The 19,019-nt window shown below is 56.7% G+C and carries 18 protein-coding genes; 10 read left to right on the plus strand and 8 right to left on the minus strand.

The features are described from left to right. Nucleotides 1-44: 44 nt before the first annotated feature. Nucleotides 45-458 (minus strand): CoA-binding protein, encoded by a 414-nt coding sequence (locus N6G83_RS09690; protein ID WP_025302316.1) that lies wholly within the window; start codon nucleotides 456-458, stop codon nucleotides 45-47. 256 nt (nucleotides 459-714) lie between these two features. Between N6G83_RS09690 and N6G83_RS09695 the strand changes: the two genes are divergently transcribed. Beyond that, entirely contained in the window at nucleotides 715-1,380 is a 666-nt protein-coding gene (locus tag N6G83_RS09695; RefSeq protein ID WP_025302315.1) for a DUF2057 family protein, read from the plus strand. A gap of 123 nt (nucleotides 1,381-1,503) precedes the next feature. After that, nucleotides 1,504-1,962 (plus strand): methylglyoxal synthase, encoded by a 459-nt coding sequence (locus N6G83_RS09700; protein WP_260515228.1) that lies wholly within the window; start codon nucleotides 1,504-1,506, stop codon nucleotides 1,960-1,962. A gap of 33 nt (nucleotides 1,963-1,995) precedes the next feature. Here the strand turns inward: N6G83_RS09700 and helD are convergent, their stop codons facing one another. Continuing rightward, nucleotides 1,996-4,050: a DNA helicase IV gene (gene helD / locus N6G83_RS09705; RefSeq protein ID WP_260515229.1), complete on the minus strand. Its 2,055-nt coding sequence runs from the start codon at nucleotides 4,048-4,050 to the stop codon at nucleotides 1,996-1,998. 166 nt (nucleotides 4,051-4,216) lie between these two features. Between helD and N6G83_RS09710 the strand changes: the two genes are divergently transcribed. After that, complete coding sequence (locus tag N6G83_RS09710) at nucleotides 4,217-4,669, plus strand: YccF domain-containing protein (protein ID WP_089180747.1); 453 nt, start codon at nucleotides 4,217-4,219, stop codon at nucleotides 4,667-4,669. 25 nt (nucleotides 4,670-4,694) lie between these two features. After that, complete coding sequence (gene yccS / locus N6G83_RS09715; RefSeq protein WP_049204262.1) at nucleotides 4,695-6,830, plus strand: YccS family putative transporter; 2,136 nt, start codon at nucleotides 4,695-4,697, stop codon at nucleotides 6,828-6,830. Between the two features lie 4 nt (nucleotides 6,831-6,834). Here yccS and N6G83_RS09720 read toward each other — a convergent pair whose 3' ends face one another. After that, nucleotides 6,835-7,491: a TfoX/Sxy family DNA transformation protein gene (locus tag N6G83_RS09720; RefSeq protein WP_025302311.1), complete on the minus strand. Its 657-nt coding sequence runs from the start codon at nucleotides 7,489-7,491 to the stop codon at nucleotides 6,835-6,837. Between the two features lie 229 nt (nucleotides 7,492-7,720). On the opposite strand from N6G83_RS09720, the gene sulA reads away from it, so the two are divergent. Together sulA and ompA are read left to right on the plus strand one after the other, a co-directional pair. Continuing rightward, a complete protein-coding gene (gene sulA / locus N6G83_RS09725) occupies nucleotides 7,721-8,227 on the plus strand; it encodes an SOS-induced cell division inhibitor SulA (RefSeq protein ID WP_025302310.1) in 507 nt (168 codons plus the stop codon). Nucleotides 8,228-8,583: 356 nt separating this feature from the next. Then, complete coding sequence (ompA, locus tag N6G83_RS09730) at nucleotides 8,584-9,663, plus strand: porin OmpA (RefSeq protein WP_015377358.1); 1,080 nt, start codon at nucleotides 8,584-8,586, stop codon at nucleotides 9,661-9,663. 105 nt (nucleotides 9,664-9,768) lie between these two features. Here ompA and matP read toward each other — a convergent pair whose 3' ends face one another. Then, nucleotides 9,769-10,227 carry a macrodomain Ter protein MatP gene (gene matP, locus N6G83_RS09735; protein ID WP_004928138.1) on the minus strand — a complete coding sequence of 153 codons (459 nt, stop codon included), beginning with the start codon at nucleotides 10,225-10,227 and terminating at the stop codon, nucleotides 9,769-9,771. Between the two features lie 210 nt (nucleotides 10,228-10,437). Between matP and N6G83_RS09740 the strand changes: the two genes are divergently transcribed. From N6G83_RS09740 to fabF, 4 genes are all read left to right on the plus strand, one after another. Continuing rightward, on the plus strand, nucleotides 10,438-12,186 hold the full coding sequence (locus tag N6G83_RS09740) for a Lon protease family protein (protein ID WP_025302309.1): 1,749 nt from the start codon (nucleotides 10,438-10,440) through the stop codon (nucleotides 12,184-12,186). A gap of 68 nt (nucleotides 12,187-12,254) precedes the next feature. After that, nucleotides 12,255-12,773 (plus strand): bifunctional 3-hydroxydecanoyl-ACP dehydratase/trans-2-decenoyl-ACP isomerase, encoded by a 519-nt coding sequence (gene fabA, locus N6G83_RS09745; protein ID WP_004928144.1) that lies wholly within the window; start codon nucleotides 12,255-12,257, stop codon nucleotides 12,771-12,773. 402 nt (nucleotides 12,774-13,175) lie between these two features. Further along, on the plus strand, nucleotides 13,176-13,703 hold the full coding sequence (locus tag N6G83_RS09750; protein ID WP_260515232.1) for a winged helix-turn-helix transcriptional regulator: 528 nt from the start codon (nucleotides 13,176-13,178) through the stop codon (nucleotides 13,701-13,703). Next, nucleotides 13,700-14,977, plus strand: a complete 1,278-nt coding sequence (gene fabF, locus N6G83_RS09755) for a beta-ketoacyl-ACP synthase II (RefSeq protein WP_043137608.1) — start codon at nucleotides 13,700-13,702, stop codon at nucleotides 14,975-14,977. Before N6G83_RS09750 ends, fabF begins: the two co-directional genes overlap by 4 nt. Before the next feature lie 64 nt (nucleotides 14,978-15,041). Here fabF and rmf read toward each other — a convergent pair whose 3' ends face one another. The 4 genes from rmf to pqiA form a co-directional block, all read right to left on the minus strand. Then, nucleotides 15,042-15,212, minus strand: coding sequence for a ribosome modulation factor (gene rmf, locus N6G83_RS09760; RefSeq protein WP_004928150.1), 171 nt, complete (start codon nucleotides 15,210-15,212; stop codon nucleotides 15,042-15,044). Between the two features lie 270 nt (nucleotides 15,213-15,482). Continuing rightward, nucleotides 15,483-16,043 carry a membrane integrity-associated transporter subunit PqiC gene (gene pqiC, locus N6G83_RS09765; protein WP_049208045.1) on the minus strand — a complete coding sequence of 187 codons (561 nt, stop codon included), beginning with the start codon at nucleotides 16,041-16,043 and terminating at the stop codon, nucleotides 15,483-15,485. Continuing rightward, nucleotides 16,040-17,686, minus strand: a complete 1,647-nt coding sequence (gene pqiB, locus N6G83_RS09770; RefSeq protein WP_025302305.1) for an intermembrane transport protein PqiB — start codon at nucleotides 17,684-17,686, stop codon at nucleotides 16,040-16,042. Before pqiB ends, pqiC begins: the two co-directional genes overlap by 4 nt. Beyond that, on the minus strand, nucleotides 17,673-18,989 hold the full coding sequence (gene pqiA, locus N6G83_RS09775; protein ID WP_071826107.1) for a membrane integrity-associated transporter subunit PqiA: 1,317 nt from the start codon (nucleotides 18,987-18,989) through the stop codon (nucleotides 17,673-17,675). Before pqiA ends, pqiB begins: the two co-directional genes overlap by 14 nt. Between the last annotated feature and the right edge of the window lie 30 nt (nucleotides 18,990-19,019).

The following is a 19,019-nucleotide window of genomic DNA, read 5'->3' on the forward strand; positions in this document are numbered from 1 at the left end:
GAAACCCCGAGAGGGCCCGGCATCGCGCCAGGCCCTTTTTTTATTTAGCGCTCCAGCCCTAAACGCGGGATTTCGATTTTCGGGCAGCGATCCATCACCACCTGCAGCCCGGCCTGTTGCGCCAGCTCCGCCGCCTGATCGTTAATCACGCCGATCTGTAGCCACAGCGCCTTGGCGCCGATCGCTATCGCCTCTTGCGCCACGCCGTAAGCCGCCTCCGAATTGCGAAACACATCAACCATATCCACCGGCTGTGGGATAGCGGCCAGCGTGGCATAAACCGGCTGCCCCAGCAGCGTCTGCCCCGCCAGTTTTGGGCTGACCGGGATCACTTGATACCCTTGCGCCAACAGATACGCCATCACCCCATAGCTGGGCCGCGACGGGTTATCGCTGGCGCCCACCAGCGCGATGGTTTTCACCTGCTGCAACAGCTCAACAATCTCTTGATCTTGCATCTTCAACTCCCGTTTATCACTGCGTCACTTTCCATTTCGAGTGTAACCGATCGGCATTCGCTCGGTTAAACGCTAATGCGAAGGAAACTTCACCGCAATCTTATGGTCAGAGGCTGTCGCGGTTCAGCTGCGCACGGTCGTGTCTAAACACGATAAAATATGTAAAAATGTAAACAAAATACCCGATTGAAAAATTTTGACACAACCTATGCCGTGTTCAACACTTAGAGCTACGTCACTTTATAAGGAGATAATGATGAAATTTGGTCTGGTGGTTGCGGCGTTGCTCAGCATCAGTATGCCTGCCGCGGCTACGACCCTGAAACTCTCCCCGGACATCGACCTGCTGGTGGTCGACGGCAAGAAAATGACAGGTTCGTTGTTAAAAGGCGCCGACAGCCTTGAACTGGACGGCGGGCAGCACCAGCTGCTGTTTAAAGTGACCAAAACCGTACGTTCCGGCCAGCATACACAGGCCTATACGTCCCTGCCGCTGGTTGCCACCTTCAATACGCAAAAGATTAGCCAAGTGGCGATCGAACTGCCGCGCATCGAGAACGATCGTGATGCGCAACGCTTTGACAGAACGTTGAATTATCTGGTGGTCGATAAAGACGGCAACGCCCTGCCGTTCCGACATGATGCGCTGCATCCCGACAGCGTCACCTTCAATACCGATTTGGAAAAGGTGATGACCGATTACAACCGCCAGAACCGCCCGGCCTCCGTTCCGGCCTTTGTTCAGGCGAACGCAGGCAATCCCTCAGCCCTCGCGTTGGCCGGCGCGCCGCTGAACGCCCCGACGGTAACGTTGAAAGGTGAAAACGTGTCGGAACAGATGTTGCAATACTGGTTCCAACAGGCCGACAAGGAAACACAGAAACGTTTTCTACGCTGGGCCAATAAACAACCGATTCGCTGATCCCTTCCGGCGTCTTTCCCCGTAAAGGCGCCTTTTCTTCGCATTTTCAGGCGCAAACGCTAGGCAGTGAAAAACAGTTTCAGTAATCTGTCGCACATCCCCCGATGAGCGAAGGACACCGAGATGGAATTGACTACCCGCACTATCGCCGCGCGCAAACACATTGCGCTGGTGGCGCACGATCACCGCAAACAAGCCCTATTGGAGTGGGTAGAAAGCCACAAGACTATTCTGGCGCAGCACCAGCTGTACGCCACCGGCACCACCGGTAATCTGATCCAGCGCGCCAGCGGCATTCCCGTCACCAGCATGCTGAGTGGCCCGATGGGCGGCGATCAGCAGGTTGGCGCACTGATTGCGGAAGGCAAGATAGACATGCTGATCTTCTTCTGGGACCCGCTGAACGCGGTGCCGCACGATCCGGACGTGAAGGCGCTACTGCGGCTGGCGACAGTATGGAATATTCCGGTGGCCACCAACCGCTCGACCGCCGATTTTCTGATCGACTCTCCGCAGTTCAAAAACGAGGTGGAGATCGCCATCCCCGACTATCAGCGCTACCTGCAAGACCGCCTGAAATAATCCTCACGGCCTGGCTGGCGCCAGGCCTGATGCCTACGGTTTTTTCTGCACCGGTACGCCAAGATCCTGCAGGTGTTCGACGAACACCGAAGGGCGTTCACGATCCTGCAACAGCCATACCTGATGTTTGGCGCGCGTCAACGCGACATACAATAGACGGCGCTCTTCGGCATCCGGGAAATCCTCCGGCTGCGGCAGTAGCACCTCTTCCAACACCGACTCGCGCGCCACGGCGGGGAAGCCGTCACGCCCCTCATGTAAACCGGCAATGATGACGTATTCCGCCTGCTGCCCTTTACTGGCGTGGATGGTCATAAACTCCAGATCCAGCTTGGGCCAGCGGGTGCCCGCCTTCGCCAGCGCTTCCGGTTTCAGATGATGGTAACGCGCCAGCACCAGGATGCGCTCATCCGGCTTGGCGTAGCCGCTCAGTTTATCCAGCAAGGGCTCCAGCTGCTCGTGCGGCAGGATCGCCACCGACTTTTTATTGCCCTTGCTCAAGCTGTTGAGCGGTTTTTTCAGCTGGTGCGGGTTTTGCTGCACGAACCGGTTGGCCACCTCGCCGATACGTTCATTGAAGCGATAGGTGGTATCCAGCGCGCACTGCGCGCCTTCGCCGAAGTTCGTGGCAAAGGCCGTGGTTAACGTCAATTCTGCGCCGCTGAAGCGATAAATCGCCTGCCAGTCATCCCCCACCGCAAACAGGCAGGTCTGCTTGTTCTGTCGGCGCAATGCCGCCAGCAACAGCGCACGCTGCGGTGAGATATCCTGAAACTCGTCGACCAGAATATGTTTCCACGGGCTGACGAAGCGCCCCTTGTCGAGAATGTTGACCGCCTGATGGATAAGGCCGGAGAAGTCCACCGCCCCTTCCTCTTTCAAGGCGCTTTTCCAGGCTTTCAGCAGCGGCGCCATCAGCCGGATACGTTTTGAGAACAGATCGCGGATGTCTTCATCCGCCTGCTCAATCATTTCCGACTGGCTGCCGCCGTGCATGCGCATCAGCCCCAACCAGCGTTCCAACCGGCTTGCCAGGCGATCCGCCAGGCGCTTATCCTGCCAGAAGTCGCCTTCCGGCACTTCCCATTCCAGCTCTTCGGTCAACCATTGACGCCACCCCTTGGCCTGCGCTTTCTTCTCCGCGCACTGTTGGCGCCAATGGGTAATCAGCAGCTCTTTGCGCGCTTTGGCATCGGTTTCCAACCGGCTGATGGCCGGGGCCTTGCGGCTGCCTTGTTGAATGATTTGCAGCGCCAAGGCATGGAAGGTCTTGGCCTGAATGCCGACATCACCCAAACGTTCTTTGATGCGGTCGTTCATCTCGCCAGCGGCCTGGCGGCCGAAAGCCAACAGCAAGATTTGGCCCGGCTGCGCCTCCTGACGGCGCAGCAGCCAGCCGGCGCGCGCCACCAGCACCGACGTTTTGCCGCTGCCGGCCCCCGCCAATACCAGAACGGAATCCTCGCCGTTGACCACCGCGCGACTCTGGGAATCATTGAGCGGTGAGCTTTCGACTGTCTGGAAGAAGTCGTGATGTTGCTCCAGCATGCGATCGGTCCACTGCCGGTTGCGTTGTTCGACGCTGTGTAGCCCCTGCTGCAGCCATTGCAGACACAGTTGGTAATCGGCCCGGCAGTTATCGAATTCCTCCAGACGCGTCACCGGCATCGGCAACGCGGAGAAAGCCTCACGGATTTGCTGTTGCAGCTTGCCCAGCTCAGACTTTTTGAACCATTTATCTTGCTGCTCTATGCGCTGAATCTGTGCCACCTGCTGTTGCAACACGCCGGCACTGACCTCACTCATTTCGGAGCTCCACTGCTGCCACGCCTGCTGCAGATAGTGATAAAAACGTTGCGTTTCCTGCCATTCGGTGCCGTGCAGCCGCACCACTTTTTCGTCCGGCAATTCAAATTCCAGCTCGCCCCAGACGATGCCGCGCTTGCACCTGACCTGAATCAGTTGATTGAAGGGGATCAGGTATTCATGTTTTTCCCCGCTCACCTCAACGCCGGCGTGCAGCAACCGCACGCGGTTATAAGGGTGCTGAGCCAGGTGTTTCCCCAGCGATGTCGCTTTAAGTTCCATATCGTCGCGCCATGACTATGTTGAGATTAAATAACGGATATCTGCCAGTTTACCTGCGATAAGCAGTGGCACTCTAGCGCTAAAAAAAGGGTAGAATAGATTTTGCGTTTTTATCGTGAATACGCCCGCATCGCGGTTTGGCTATCATTAGAGCAGAATGACGTCTATGCGTACTGTACTGAATATTCTTAATTTTGTGTTGGGCGGTTTCTTCACCACGCTAGGCTGGCTTATTGCTACGGTGTTCAGCGTGCTGCTTGTCATCACACTGCCGCTTACCCGCTCCTGTTGGGAAATCACCAAGCTGTCGCTGGTGCCGTTCGGCAACGAAGCGATGCACGTCGATGAACTGTATCCGGAAAAAAGCAATGCGCTACTCTCCGCCGGCGGCTCGCTGCTCAACATTATTTGGCTGGTGCTGTTCGGCTGGTGGCTGTGCCTGTCACACATCGCCGCCGGTATCGTGCAATGCGTTTCAATCATCGGCATTCCGGTCGGTATCGCCAATTTCAAAATAGCCGCCATCGCGCTGTGGCCGGTGGGGCGCCGCGTCGTCTCGGTAGAAATGGCTCAGCAAGCCCGTATTGAGAATGCTCGCCGCCACTATCATCAGCGTTAATTTTTCTCCGTTTGAGGAGTTTTTCGTGCGCTCTTTTGCACCCGCAGTTCGTCGTTATACCTACAACAGCAACCTGCTGTATCACTTGCGCATCCTCATTGCTCTGATCGGCACCACCGCCGTTCCCTGGTGGCTGGGCATACCCAAGCTGACCATCCCGCTAACGCTGGGTGTCGTGGCGGCAGCACTGACCGATTTGGATGACCGCCTGGCCGGCAGGTTACGCAACCTGCTGATCACGCTGGTGTGCTTCTTTGTTGCCTCCGCCTCGATCGAGCTGCTGTTCCCTTATCCCTGGTTGTTCGCCCTTGGCTTAACCACGTCGACCTGCGGTTTTATCCTGCTCGGCGCCTTGGGGCAGCGTTACGCCACCATCGCCTTCGGCGCGCTGCTGATCGCGGTTTACACCATGCTCGGCACCTCGATGTACGATGCCTGGTATCAGCAACCGCTGCTGCTGGTGATCGGCGCGCTGTGGTACAACCTGCTGACGTTGGCAGGCCACCTGCTGTTCCCGATCCGGCCGCTGCAAGAGAACCTGGCGCGCTGTTACGATCAACTGGCCAACTATCTGGATGCCAAAGCCAATCTGTTCGATCCCGACGCCGAACGCGACGCCGACCTGCCATGGATGGATGTCGCAATGGCCAACAGCGCCTTGGTCGCGTTGCTTAACCAAACCAAAGCCTCGCTGCTGACGCGCCTGAAAGGCGATCGTGGCCAGCGCGGCACCCGCCGCACCTTGCACTACTATTTTGTCGCGCAGGATATCCACGAGCGTGCCAGCTCTTCCCACGTTCAGTACCACGCGCTCAGCCGGCAATTTCGTCACAGCGACATTTTGTTCCGCTTCCAGCGTCTGCTGAGCATGCAGGCACGCGCCTGCCGCCAATTGGCACAATCGATCCTGCTGCGGCAAAAGTACCAGCACAATCCGCGCTTTGAACCGGCTTTCAGCCGCATTCAGGAGGCGTTGGCGCGCATCGCCGAAACCCAGGGCAATAACGAGCAGACCAAGGCGCTGGCGCATCTGTTGAAAAACCTGCATGCGATCGATGCGCAGCTGGCCAATATCGAATCAGAGCAGACGCTGGCCAGCGGGCAAGCGGAAGAGAACAGCCTGGCCGACGACCGCTTAACCGGCTGGAGCGATATTCGGCTGCGCATCAGCCGCCATTTGACGCCTCAGTCGGCCCTGTTCCGCCACGCGATCCGCATGTCGGTGGTACTGTGCGTGGGTTACGCCTTCATCCAGTTCACGGGTATGCAGCACGGTTACTGGATCCTGTTGACCAGCCTGTTCGTCTGTCAACCGAACTACAACGCTACCCGCCGACGCCTGGCGCTACGCATCATCGGTACCCTGGCCGGTATCCTGATCGGCCTGCCAATCCTCTATTTCGTGCCTTCATTGGAAGGGCAACTGGTGTTGATCGTCATCACCGGCGTTCTGTTCTTCGCTTTCCGCACCGTACAATATGCCCACGCGACGATGTTCATCACGCTGCTGGTGCTGTTGTGTTTTAACCTGTTGGGCGAAGGATTCGAAGTGGCAGCCCCGCGCGTTTACGATACCTTGCTGGGCTGTGCCATCGCCTGGGCGGCAGTCAGCTTTATCTGGCCGGACTGGAAGTTCCGCCAACTGCCGGCGGTGGTGGATAAAACGCTGAATGCCAACTGCCGTTATCTGGACGCCATTCTGGTGCAATACCACCAGGGTAAGGATAACGGCCTCGCTTACCGCATCGCGCGACGTGATGCCCACAACAGCGATGCCGAACTGGCTTCGGTCATCTCCAACATGTCCGCCGATCCCAAAGCCGACAAAGCGCTGCAGGAAGCCGCCTTCCGCTTGCTCTGTCTGAACCACACGCTCCTGAGCTATATCTCCGCATTGGGGGCGCACCGCGAGCGGCTGAACACCCCGGCCACGCTCGATCTGCTCAATGACGCCGTGTGTTACGTGGACGGCGCCTTGCATCAGGAAGAACGGAACAGCCAGCGCATTGCGCAGGCGTTGGAACAGCTGGCGGAGCGCATCAGCAAAGCCGTTCCGGAACCTGAAAGCAAAGAACAATTGGTCTTGCAGCAGGTGGGATTGGTGCTCGAGCTGCTGCCAGAGCTCACCGCGCTGCATGCCCAAATCAATAAGGCAGCCTAACTATTCAGGGCCCGTTCGATGGGCCCTGAATAACCGGCTCATGCCCATGGCGGCGCATCGCCATCGTATGATCGAACCAACGCACTAGCTCGCTGCGTAATTCGGCCGGCAACGCCGCCTGATGATAACCGGCTATCGCCCCGCCCAGCGACAGCAGCACTCGTAGCCCCAAATTAGTCTGCTGTTTCAATAAACGGAGATAGCTGCGTTTGGCGCCATGCAGCCGCAGGTCATAAGCGTTGCGAATGCCCGCTCGCCACAGCAGACGTTCCATATTAACGTCAATATTCGGCAATGCCTTCAGTCGGCCGTGATCGCCAGCCTTAAGCCGCTGCTCCCGGCGCGCCTCCCTGACAGCCTGCCAGGCCAGCCCCACCAGCTCGTTGCGTTCCCGCCACAGCGACTCGTCAACCCAGTAATAACGCAAAGTGATGGGCGCTCCACGCTTGGAGTAGACCATATTGACCATCCCTCTGGCACGAAAGGCCGGTTCCATGCTCGCCGTAGCCCGCAAGTACAGCTCGCCGTCCGCTATCACCGCAAACATTACCCCCTCGGCCAGCAGGCCGTAGCCACCAAACTGTGACCGTGTTGTGATGGCTCCCAGCGCCGCAAAGCAATTTTTAGCCTGCGCGATTCTTCTCGTCGACATCCTTTTCATAGCGTTCCTCCTTTTTAGGTTCTGGCCGTATTATTTCTCTCATCAATGAAAAAAGTAACGTGAACAACTAATTAGAAAAATACGCACTATCCGCCCGCCTGCCAATCACAAAAATCATCGGTACAAAAAATGATCGCAATTATGCGAGCCGCTACGAAAATTTGGGTTGATCTTATCCTAAATCAGGGATACTGTATAAACATACAGTAACACGACGGGCGGGAACTTTATGCGTACTCAATCACTCTACCAACCTCATTTCGGCCATGGCTCTTATACAGCGCGCAATGTTGCGAAGAACACAGATGTCGGCAAAGAAAATGGCTTGATCAGTGAACTTGTTTACAACGAGCGCCAGCCCGCAGTGGCCCAATTGCTGTTGCCCCTGCTGCAACAACTGGGCAAACAGTCTCGCTGGCTTCTGTGGCTGACGCCGCAGCAAAAATTAAGCAAACAATGGCTGCAGCAATCCGGCCTGCCTGTAGATAAGATGATGCAATTGAGCCAGATCAGCCCGGTGAATACGGTCGAGGCAATGGAAAAAGCGCTGCAAACGGGAAATTACAGCGTGGTTCTCGGCTGGTTGCCTGAGCTAACGGAGGAGGATCGTCTAAAATTAAGACGTGCGGCAGAATTGGGTAATGCCTATGGGTTTATCATGCGGCCTCAACGTGACATTAACCCGACTCACGGACACTGTTCCACCCTAAAAATTCACTCTTCTTTGTATCATTAAGTAAATTTAGGATTTTTCCCATCATTTTCGCACCCCCTAAGCGGAACCTTTACGTGGGAAGGCACAAAGCTAGTCCGGCTGCGGTTTGGCAAGCAAAAATGCTCGATGAATCGCCGTTTTTTTAGGCAAAGAATGTTAGCAAATATGTACGATTCCGCGTTTTTTTTTAGAGCCTTATCACATCACACTTGTAACTTTCGCGCCACGTTGTAGACTTTACATCGCCAAGGTTGCTCTATAACGTCAGAAAAACTGGCGAGTAACAAACGAGGGCTTAAACCTTGGCGAAGGAATTTAACCAAGGGCTTAAACAGCTTTAAAGCTCATTGCCTATTTGGATGATAACGAGGCGCAAAATGAAAAAGACAGCTATCGCATTAGCAGTGGCACTGGCAGGTTTCGCTACCGTAGCGCAAGCCGCTCCAAAAGATAACACCTGGTACACCGGTGCTAAACTGGGCTGGTCCCAGTACCACGACACTGGTTTCTACGGTAACGGTTACCAGAACGGTATCGGCAACGGCCCAACCCACAAAGATCAGCTGGGTGCCGGCGCGTTCCTGGGCTACCAGGCAAACCAATACCTGGGCTTCGAGCTGGGCTATGACTGGCTCGGCCGCATGCCTTACAAAGGCAGCGTGAACAACGGTGCTTTCAAAGCGCAGGGCGTTCAACTGGCCGCTAAACTGAGCTACCCAATTGCTGACGATCTGGACATCTACACTCGTCTGGGTGGTATGGTATGGCGTGCAGACTCCAAAGCTAACTACGGCCGTACTGGCCAGCGCCTGAGCGACCACGACACCGGCGTTTCTCCGCTGGCTGCTGTTGGTGTTGAATACGCACTGACCAAAAACTGGGCTACTCGCCTGGATTACCAGTTCGTAAGCAACATCGGTGACGCAGGTACCGTTGGCGCACGTCCAGACAACACCATGCTGAGCCTGGGCGTTTCTTACCGCTTCGGTCAGGATGACGTAGTTGCTCCAGCACCAGCACCAGCTCCAGCTCCAGTTGTTGAAACCAAGCGTTTCACTCTGAAGTCTGACGTGCTGTTCAACTTCAACAAGTCTACTCTGAAAGCAGAAGGCCAGCAGGCTCTGGATCAGCTGTACACCCAGCTGAGCTCCATGGATCCTAAAGACGGTTCTGTAGTTGTTCTGGGTTACACCGACGCCGTTGGTTCTGACCAGTACAACCAGAAACTGTCCGAACAGCGCGCACAAAGCGTTGTTGACTACCTGGTCTCCAAAGGCATCCCGTCAGACAAAATCTCTGCACGTGGTATGGGTGAAGCAGATGCAGTTACTGGCAACACCTGTGGCTACAAATCTGGCCGCGCTACCAAAGCTCAGATCGCTTGCCTGGCACCAGATCGTCGCGTAGAGATCGAAGTTAAAGGTATCAAAGACGTTGTAACTCAGCCTCAGGGCTAAGTTTACTCGCCTAATAAAAAACCCCGCCTAGCGGGGTTTTTTTTCGTCCTATTGTTGTTGCCACAACCCTTCAAGGCCAAACGCCACAAAGGCGCTCTCACGCACTTACTTGGGATCTTTGCCAAGAATCGCCTTCAAGTCTTCTTTCAACGATGACATCTGGTTTGCATACTTTTCTTTGCGTTCAGCGTCTTCGATAAGTTGCACGACGGTTTCCGAAAGCGTAACGCCACGGCGGCGCGCCAGGGCAGCTAATCGTTGCCAAACCAAAAACTCCAGATCGATAGATTTTTTACGCGTATGCTGATGTTCTGCGTTAAAATGACGTTTGCGGCGGGCGCGGATTGTTTGCTTCATCCGGTTATCCAGTTCCGGATTCATATGAGCGGCAATCCATGCAAGTACCTTTACCGGCTCATTTTCCAGCTTCAGCAGCTCGTTAACCGCTTCCTGAGCAGCGCTGTTTTCAATGTAGCGGGTAATAAGCTCCCCTTCCCGGTGCTTCTTCACCAGGTACTTCCATTTCCAACCGCTCTCTAGATTTTCCAGTTGCTGATATTTCATCTTGAGCTCTTCAGTGACCGCGTAACTTCAAATAAGCATAACAGCTTTGCGCCGAATTTCCCCGGCAATTAAGCCATCTTTTAGACTGTTTTTTGCACAGTCACCGCGTGATGTCAAACTCCCTGATGCCAACTGGCACTCCGCATGTATCAAGCCGCCGTTATTCTTGTATAATCGCCCTTTCCCTTTTTAACGATTGCATCTAACACTTTGACCAATAACCGACTTGAATGGCAATCTTTATTGCCGGACGTAACGCCTTATCAGGCGATATTTGATACCGCCGCTCAGTTGGCACCCGTGCCCTTTTCCGCCATTCAGCCTCGGCTGGAAAATGCCCTGACGCTATTTTGCCACCCTCAATCGCCACCGCGTTTCATGCTGTTGAAAGCGCAAGAAACGCGAGAGTATCTGGAACTGGTTGCTAACGCCGTCAAACCCCTGCTGCCGAAAAACACGGCATGCTGCGGCAGCCACTATGTCATTCACGATGGCAAGGTCAGCGTAGAACCGGCTAGCCGTGGCGATGAACCTTTCGCCGCCGGCGGTGCTTGCCTGTTCCAGGAGTGGATTGAACCGGAACAGCTGTTTGGCTGCGTACGGATCCACAATGGCGACATTACCCTACAGCCGGGTCTGGTGCACCAGGCCAACGGCGGCATTCTGATTCTGTCGGCACGTGCGCTGCTTGCTCAGCCGTTACTGTGGCTGCGGCTGAAGCAGATGATCGGCCAGCGTGAGTTCCATTGGGTTTCGCCAGACGAAACCCGCCCGCTGCCGGTAGCCATTCCACCGATGCCGCTGGATCTTCGGCTGATTGTGGTCGGCGATCGTCACGGCCTGGCCGATTTTCACGATATCGAGCCTGAGCTGAGTGAACAAGCGATCTACGGTGAATTCGAAGACGACCTGCAGCTGACTGAAATTGATGATATGACGCAGTGGTGCGGCTACGTCAACGGCGTGATTGCCGACCAGCAGTTGCCGATGCTGGCGACCGACGCCTGGCCGCCGCTGCTCGTCCAGGCAGTGCGTTACAGTGGCGACCAGGGCATCCTGCCACTTTCGCCGGTTTGGCTTGGCCAGCAACTGTCCGAAGCCGCACTGTATGCCGAAGAGGACCGCATTACGGCCAAAGCGCTTGAAGCGGCGTTAAATGCCCGCGAATGGCGTGAAAGCTATCTGGCCGAGCGTATGCAGGATGAGATCGAGCTGGGTCAGATCCTGATTGAGACCGAGGGCGAAGTGGTCGGGCAGATCAACGGTCTGTCAGTCCTGGATTATCCGGGCCATCCACGCAGCTTTGGTGAACCGTCGCGCATCAGTTGCGTTGTGCATCTCGGCGACGGCGAGTTCACCGACGTCGAGCGCAAAGCCGAACTGGGCGGCAACCTGCATGCTAAAGGCATGATGATCATGCAGGCGTTCCTGATCGCCGAACTGGATCTTGATCAGCAACTGCCCTTCTCCGCTTCCATCGTCTTTGAGCAATCGTATGGTGAAGTGGACGGTGACAGCGCCTCGCTGGCTGAGCTGTGCGCATTGATCAGCGCCCTGTCACAGCAACCGATCACCCAGCAGATCGCCGTCACCGGCTCCGTCGACCAATTTGGCAACGTACAGCCGATAGGTGGCGTTAACGAAAAGATCGAAGGTTTCTTCGAGGTTTGTTTACGCCGCGGCCTGACGGGCAAACAGGGTGTCGTCTTGCCCGCAACCAACGTGCGCCACCTGTGCTTGCGCCAGGATATCGTCGACGCGGTACGCGAAGGGCAATTCCATCTGTGGGCGGTAGAGAGCGCGGCGGAAGCCTTGCCTTTGCTCACAGGTTGCCTCTACTCTGACGAACAACAGCCGAATTTGTTGGCGGCCATTCAGGAACGGATTGCGCAGGTGAGCCTGCAGGAACGCCGCCGTCCGTGGCCGCTACGCTGGCTCAACTGGTTCAACCACGGCTGATCGGACTTGTTCAGCGTACACGTGTTAGCTAACCTGCGTCCTTCATTAAAATAAGGCTTACTGAGAACATGGTAGATAAACGCGATTCCTATACGAAAGAAGACCTCGAAGCATCCGGCCGTGGCGAGCTGTTCGGCGCCGGTGGCCCACCGTTGCCGGCGGGTAACATGTTGATGATGGACCGCGTGGTCAAAATGACCGAAGACGGCGGGACTCACAACAAAGGTTATGTGGAAGCGGAACTGGATATTAATCCTGACCTATGGTTCTTCGGTTGCCACTTTATCGGCGATCCGGTCATGCCTGGCTGCCTGGGCCTGGATGCGATGTGGCAGCTGGTCGGTTTCTACCTCGGTTGGCTGGGTGGCGAAGGCAAAGGCCGCGCGCTGGGCGTCGGTGAAGTCAAGTTCACCGGCCAGGTGCTGCCAACCGCGAAGAAGGTAACCTATCGTATTAACTTCAAACGCGTCATTACCCGCAAACTGATCATGGGTGTCGCCGATGGCGAAGTGCTGGTTGACGGTGAAGTGATCTATACCGCCACCGATCTGAAAGTGGGCCTGTTCAAAGATACCACCGCATTCTAATCACGCTGGCGAGAAGGCGGCCACTGCCTTCTCTTCTAACGCTCTTCGCATGCCATCACGTCGAAACGTGATGGCATTTCTTTCTCTTACCCTTCCCGGCTTTCAAAGACTATCCGCATCTTCTTTTAGCCGCCGTCGGCGTTATGGAATATCTCATCACGTTGGCATTGATGCTGGGTGTACCTTATTTCATCGCCCTTCACCGAAATGTCTTCCCTCATAGGTCTCTACCCTATTCTTGCCCGAAGCGGCCAAAGCAATAGGCAGCCTGAAAGACGGCCTCCCTCACTCCCCGCATCAGTGCAATAGCGCTTTTTTTGCATCCGGTTATTCTCTTGCCCCTCAAGATCCTCTAACATGACTAGCATAGTAACTACAATTATTGTACTTAGTGAGAAAGGTATGCAAAAAACCCGCTTTAGCGATGCACCTTGCCCCGTCGCGCGTTCATTAGATCGCGTCGGGGAATGGTGGAGCATTCTGATCCTGCGTGATGCCTTTCAGGGGTTGTCCAAATTCGACGAATTCCAACAAAGTCTGGGGATGTCACCCACGCTACTGGCGCGTCGCCTGAAGGATTTGGTGGCCCACGGCATTCTGTATAAAGAACGTTATCAAACGCGGCCGGTGCGCTATCACTACCTGCTTACTGAGCGCGGCAACGATTTTCTCCCGGTGTTGGCGGCGCTCTCACAATGGGGCAACAATCATCTGACCGACGGGGACGTCAGCGCCCTGTTGGTCGACGGACGCAACGATCGGCCGATCCAAGTCCAGTTGGTCAATCGTGATACCCAACAGCCGGTGCCGTCGCAGTTCATTACGCTGGCGCCAGGGCCGGCGGCAAGCGATGGCATATATCAACGCGCCGAACTGATGCGGCAGCGGCGCCTCGCCGATTTACCCGAATTTACCAAGGAGCCATCATGAGCAATTGTCGTATCGTCATTACCGGCATGGGCGCCGTTTCACCGCTAGGGTGCGGTGTTGAAGCCATCTGGCAACGTTTGTTAAAAGGAGAATCCGGCATTCGAGCGTTGCCTGACGAGATCGTTGCAGATTTACCGGTCAAGGTCGGAGGACAAGTCCCGGCGCTGGCGCAAGATGCTGAAGCGGGCTTCAACCCCGACGCCTCCGTCGCCCCCAAGGACCAAAAGAAAATGGACCGCTTTATCCTGTTTGCTATGGCGGCGGCGGATGAAGCCATTCGTCAGGCCGGCTGGATAGCCGATACGGACGAAAAACAAGAGCGCACAGCCACCGTCATTGCCTCGGGTATTGGCGGTTTCCCGGCGATTGCCCAGGCGGTGCGCACAACCGACAGCCGCGGCGCCAAGCGGCTGTCGCCGTTCACCATCCCCTCATTCCTGGTCAATCTGGCGGCCGGCCACGTTTCAATCAAACACCACTTCAAGGGGCCGATTGGCGCGCCGGTCACCGCCTGTGCCGCCGGCGTGCAAGCCATTGGCGACGCAGTGCGTATGATCCGCAATGATGAAGCCGATATCGCCGTGTGCGGCGGTACCGAAGCCGCTATAGATACCGTCAGCCTGGGCGGGTTCGCCGCCGCGCGCGCCATGTCCACCGCTCCAGCCGAATTGGCGCAACAGGCCTCTCGGCCCTTCGACAGCGCCCGGGACGGATTTGTCATGGGGGAAGGCGCCGGCATGCTGGTGATTGAAACGCTGGAACACGCGCTGGCGCGCGGCGCCACCCCGCTCGCGGAAATCGTCGGCTATGGCACCAGCGCCGACGCCTACCACATGACATCCGGCGCTGAAGACGGCAACGGCGCCTATCGGGCGATGAAAATCGCGTTGAAGCAGGCGAACGTCGTTCCCGAGGAGGTACAGCATTTAAATGCGCACGCGACATCGACACCCGTAGGGGATTTGGGCGAAATCAACGCCATCAAACACCTGTTTGGCACGGCCGGCACTGTCGCCGTGACCTCAACAAAATCAGCGACGGGGCACCTGCTGGGCGCCGCCGGCGGGCTGGAAACCATCTTTACCGCATTGGCTCTGCGCGATCAGATAGCCCCTGCCACGCTAAATCTGGATAACCCCGATCCGGCAGCGGCAGGCTTGCATCTGGTCGCGAAACAGGCGGAATCGATGAATATGACCTACGCCTTATCAAACGGCTTCGGCTTTGGCGGCGTGAATGCGAGTATTTTGCTGAAGCGCTGGCAGGATAAATAAACGCCTGAAACAAAAACCTCCGCCAAAGGGCGGAGGTTATTCCTTTTATTTGACAGGGAGCCGCTTAAGCGGTCACAGCCCTGTCTTCCATGGCTTCTCGCCAACCTCCCAGCCATTGAGACCGGGCGTCCACCGATGATTGGTAGGGACAATGTTCCCTGGAACGCCCTAAAATACCTGCCTGATACCCTCTCGAATGCGCCCTTTCCAGACGATCGCGTTTCTGTCTCTTCATGCCTCGTTTCCCTCATTTTGGTCTGGTGGAAAGAAAACAATGGCTGCTTTTTGCGCAGCCACGAGTAATCAATAGCGCTAAAAGAAGAGAAGATCAATGCGCAAAATTCACGCCAATGTCATATTTGTGAGCTACGCCCGAGGAAAGTGCTAAGTGGCTGATCTGCCGGGGAAGGAGTTAACCAGTTGAAATGAAATAGAAATCCCTGCCAGCGAGAAAAAACGAATTTCCACGGCGACAGGGATTAGACGATTTTAGACCAAATTATGACTAAATGCCGCCCATCTGTGCGGCGATAACCTGGGCTTCCTGCTGCCACCCCTGCGCCAGAGTGCGCACCAGGGCATCATAGCCGTCTTCACCCTGTTTCAGCTCCAGGCTGAAAGGCCTTTTGATCAAGCGCCCCTGGCGGTTCAGCACCCACTCGCCGCGAATGATCGCCTTGCCGTCAAAACGGCCGTGGAAGCCGCTGATGGTCACGTTCAGCACATCCTGATCGCTGCTCATCGGCTGCGAAGAGACCACCCAACCCGGCAGCGCGCTGCTCAGGTTGGTGACCAGCGTTTGCTGCAGCTGCTGGTCGAGCGGGCTGGCCCACAGGTTGTTCTGGGCTATCACATACTGCACGTCGTTGGTCTGATACACCACGCCGCTCTGCGCCAGATAATCCGCCACGCTCACGTGCTCCAGCCACAGCTGGCGCGTGGAGGCGCCGCTGCTGCTGGCCGCGGCCGGCGCGCCCAGCGCCGGCAACTGATAGTAAGTCTTCTGTGGCGAACTGCTGCAGGCGCTGAGCAACAGCGCCAGGGCTACCGGGATCCATTTCATCATTTCGTGGCCTTCTTCGGCTGAGGGTCATTACTGCCGGCGGCTTCAAACACCAGCGCGTTACTCTTCTCATTCAGGGTGCGCAACACCGGTTGCAGCTCACGCAAGACCTGATCGAGGCGCTGCATGTCGCCCACCATCTTGTTGTAAGCCGGCGAACCTGGCTGGAACCCTTTCATGCTGCGGTTCAACTCCAGCAGCGTTTTCTGCATGTCCTGCGGCAGCGCCTGCATCTCTTTGCTGGCGATGATGTCGTTCAACGACTTCATGGTCTGCTGCGTCGACTTCATGGTTTTCTGACTTTCCGCCAGCGTCTTGGTCGCCTCGTTGATCATCGGATTGATCGGCATCGCGTTGATCTTGTCCAGCGTCTGCATCAGTTTCTGCTGGATCTGCGCCAGACCGCCGCTGGTGGTTGGCATCAGCGGATAACCAAACAGCTCGCGCGGCCCTTTCCACGGTTTCTCCTGCGGATAGAAGTCGAGATCGATATACAGCGAACCGGTCAGCAGGTTGGCGGACTTCATCGAGGCGCGCATGCCGCGGGACTCGGCGTCTTTCAAGTGCCCTTCGATATCGAAGTTGCCGCCCAGCTGTTTCTGGAAGCGATCCGGCTCGATGCGGATCAGCACCGGAATGCGGTAATCGTTATCCAGACGCTGCGCCATGCCGTCTTTATAGAACGGCACCTGCGCCACCGTACCCAGACGGATGCCGCGGAACTCGACTGGCGCGCCCGGCTGCAGGCCGCGTACCGAGTCGGAGAAGAACAGCAGGTAATCCTTATGTACGGTATACAGCGAATCCTGCGTGCTGCGCTGGTTGTCGAACAGCTGGTACTCCGCCTTCTCTTTCGCCAGTTCGCCGCGATCCCAGCCGTCCGGCACGTCGAAGCTGACGCCGCCGCTGAACAGCGTGGTCAATGATCCCATCTCTACCCGCATGCCCTGCGCCGACATGTCAAACGCCACGCCGCTGTCTTTCCAGAAGCGCACGTTGGTGGTGACCAACTGATCGTAAGGCGCGGTGATGAACAGCTGATAGCGCATGGCGCGCGCCTTAGGATCGAAATAGCTGGTTTCCACCGACCCGACGCGATAACCGCGGAACAGCACCGGATCGCCGGCGTTAAGCTGGCCTGATTTCTCGCTGTCCAGCACGATACGCAGCCCTTTGGCATCCGGAGAGGCCAGCGGCGGCGCGTCGAGCAGCTGGTAGTTGTCTTTACCGTCTTTGCCCTTGTTGCCCGGCTGCAGTTCGATATAGGCGCCGGAGAGCAGCGTCCCCAACCCGGAAACGCCTTCACGGCCGATCTGCGGCTTCACCACCCAGAAGGCGGAATCCTGGCGCAGCAATTTCTCCATGCCGGAATTAAGACGCGCCTGCACCATCACCTTGCTCAGGTCATCGCTCAACGTGACAGTTTCCACCACGCCGACGTCAACGCTGCGGCTTTTGATTTTGGTTTTACCCGCTTCCAGCCCTTCCGCCGTCGTAGTCACCAGCGTCACTACCGGCCCCTGATGGCTAAAGTGGTAAAACAGGATCCAGGCGCCGATCAGCGCGGTCACGATGGGAATGATCCACACCGGCGACCAGCGTTTGATCTTCTCGACGTCCGCGACGCTATGATTATTTTCCGTCACCTTGCGGCTCCTTGTTGATTGTTTCACTTGCGCGATCCCAGGTCAGCCGGGGATCAAATGTCATGGCGGCGAACATGGTGAGGATCACCACCAGCGCGAACAGCACGGCGCCCGTCGCGGGATAAATACTCATCAACTGCCCCATTCGCACCAACGCCGACAACACGGCGATCACAAACACGTCGATCATTGACCAGCGGCCAACGAACTCGACCACTTCATAAATCAGGTGCATGCGCTCGCTGTCGGCGCGCGGTTTCTTCCTGCCGTTCGCATCCCAGCACAGCCAGCCGATCGCCAACATTTTCAGCGACGGCACCATGATACTGGCGATGAAAATCACCATCGCTACCGGATAAGAGCCGTCCCCCCACAGCAGGATCACCCCCGCCATGATGGTGGAGTTCATTTTGTTACCCAGCGCCTCGGTCACCATGATGGGCATCAGGTTGGCCGGAATATACAGCATGATGGAGGTCACCAGCAGCGCCAGCGTCCACTGCAAGCTGTGGCGGCGGCGCACGTAGCCCTTGGTGTGGCAGCGCGGGCAGCTCACCTGATCGGCCGGCAGGATCGCCGTGCAGCACGCGCAGGAGCGCACGCCCTGGCGCATGCCGGTGCGTCCTACCGTCAGCGGGCGATCGAGACGCGGTGCCGGTTCGATGTCCTGCCACAGCCAGCGCCGATCCACGCATTGGAAAGCGCGCACCTGCAGCAGGCAGAACAGACAGTAAGGCACGAAGCTGCTGCCGATACCGATATCGCCATAGGCCATCAGCTTGACGAAGCTGACCAGCACCCCGGCGAGGAAAATCTCCACCATGCACCAGGTTTTGAACTGGAACAGCACCCGGGCCATCCACTCTTTCAGTCCCAGCGGCAAACGCACTTTGGCGCACAACAGGATGATCGCCACCATGCAAAATGCCGGGATCAGCTGCACGAACACCATAAACAAGGTGGCCATGCTGGCGTAGTCTTCCGCCACCATGACTTCCGGGATTTGAATCAGCCGGATTTCGTTGCCGAGGCCGGCGACGCGCATGTTGATAAACGGGAAAATGTTGGCCAGCACCAGCATGAACAAGGCGCTGAGCGCGTAACCGATCGGCCGCTTGCGCGGTTCGTCCCAGCGGGCGCTGAGCGTGGTTTTGCAGCGCGGGCATACCGCTTTGCTGCCATAGGCCAGCGGCGGTAGCGCCACCAACATGTCGCACTGCGGGCACAGCATCAGGTTATCCTGCTGCGCCGCCGAAGGTGCGGAATGACTATGCTGCTGATGATTGTTGTGGGAACACACCATATTCCTCCTCAATAACGTTGCTCACCGGCA

This window comes from Serratia sp. PL7 (assembly GCF_945957435.1).

Bases quoted from the DNA above. Each gene is read 5' to 3' on its own strand.
- helD (WP_260515229.1), bottom strand. From the start codon at position 4,050: ATGGAACTTAAAGCGACATCGCTGGGGAAACACCTGGCTCAGCACCCT.
- fabF (WP_043137608.1), top strand. From the start codon at position 13,700: ATGAGCAATTGTCGTATCGTCATTACCGGCATGGGCGCCGTTTCACCG.
- sulA (WP_025302310.1), top strand. From the start codon at position 7,721: ATGCGTACTCAATCACTCTACCAACCTCATTTCGGCCATGGCTCTTAT.
- N6G83_RS09700 (WP_260515228.1), top strand. From the start codon at position 1,504: ATGGAATTGACTACCCGCACTATCGCCGCGCGCAAACACATTGCGCTG.
- N6G83_RS09720 (WP_025302311.1), bottom strand. From the start codon at position 7,491: ATGAAAAGGATGTCGACGAGAAGAATCGCGCAGGCTAAAAATTGCTTT.
- pqiC (WP_049208045.1), bottom strand. From the start codon at position 16,043: ATGATGAAATGGATCCCGGTAGCCCTGGCGCTGTTGCTCAGCGCCTGC.
- fabA (WP_004928144.1), top strand. From the start codon at position 12,255: ATGGTAGATAAACGCGATTCCTATACGAAAGAAGACCTCGAAGCATCC.
- N6G83_RS09690 (WP_025302316.1), bottom strand. From the start codon at position 458: ATGCAAGATCAAGAGATTGTTGAGCTGTTGCAGCAGGTGAAAACCATC.
- N6G83_RS09750 (WP_260515232.1), top strand. From the start codon at position 13,176: ATGCAAAAAACCCGCTTTAGCGATGCACCTTGCCCCGTCGCGCGTTCA.
- pqiA (WP_071826107.1), bottom strand. From the start codon at position 18,989: ATGGTGTGTTCCCACAACAATCATCAGCAGCATAGTCATTCCGCACCT.
- ompA (WP_015377358.1), top strand. From the start codon at position 8,584: ATGAAAAAGACAGCTATCGCATTAGCAGTGGCACTGGCAGGTTTCGCT.
- matP (WP_004928138.1), bottom strand. From the start codon at position 10,227: ATGAAATATCAGCAACTGGAAAATCTAGAGAGCGGTTGGAAATGGAAG.
- N6G83_RS09695 (WP_025302315.1), top strand. From the start codon at position 715: ATGAAATTTGGTCTGGTGGTTGCGGCGTTGCTCAGCATCAGTATGCCT.
- rmf (WP_004928150.1), bottom strand. From the start codon at position 15,212: ATGAAGAGACAGAAACGCGATCGTCTGGAAAGGGCGCATTCGAGAGGG.
- N6G83_RS09710 (WP_089180747.1), top strand. From the start codon at position 4,217: ATGCGTACTGTACTGAATATTCTTAATTTTGTGTTGGGCGGTTTCTTC.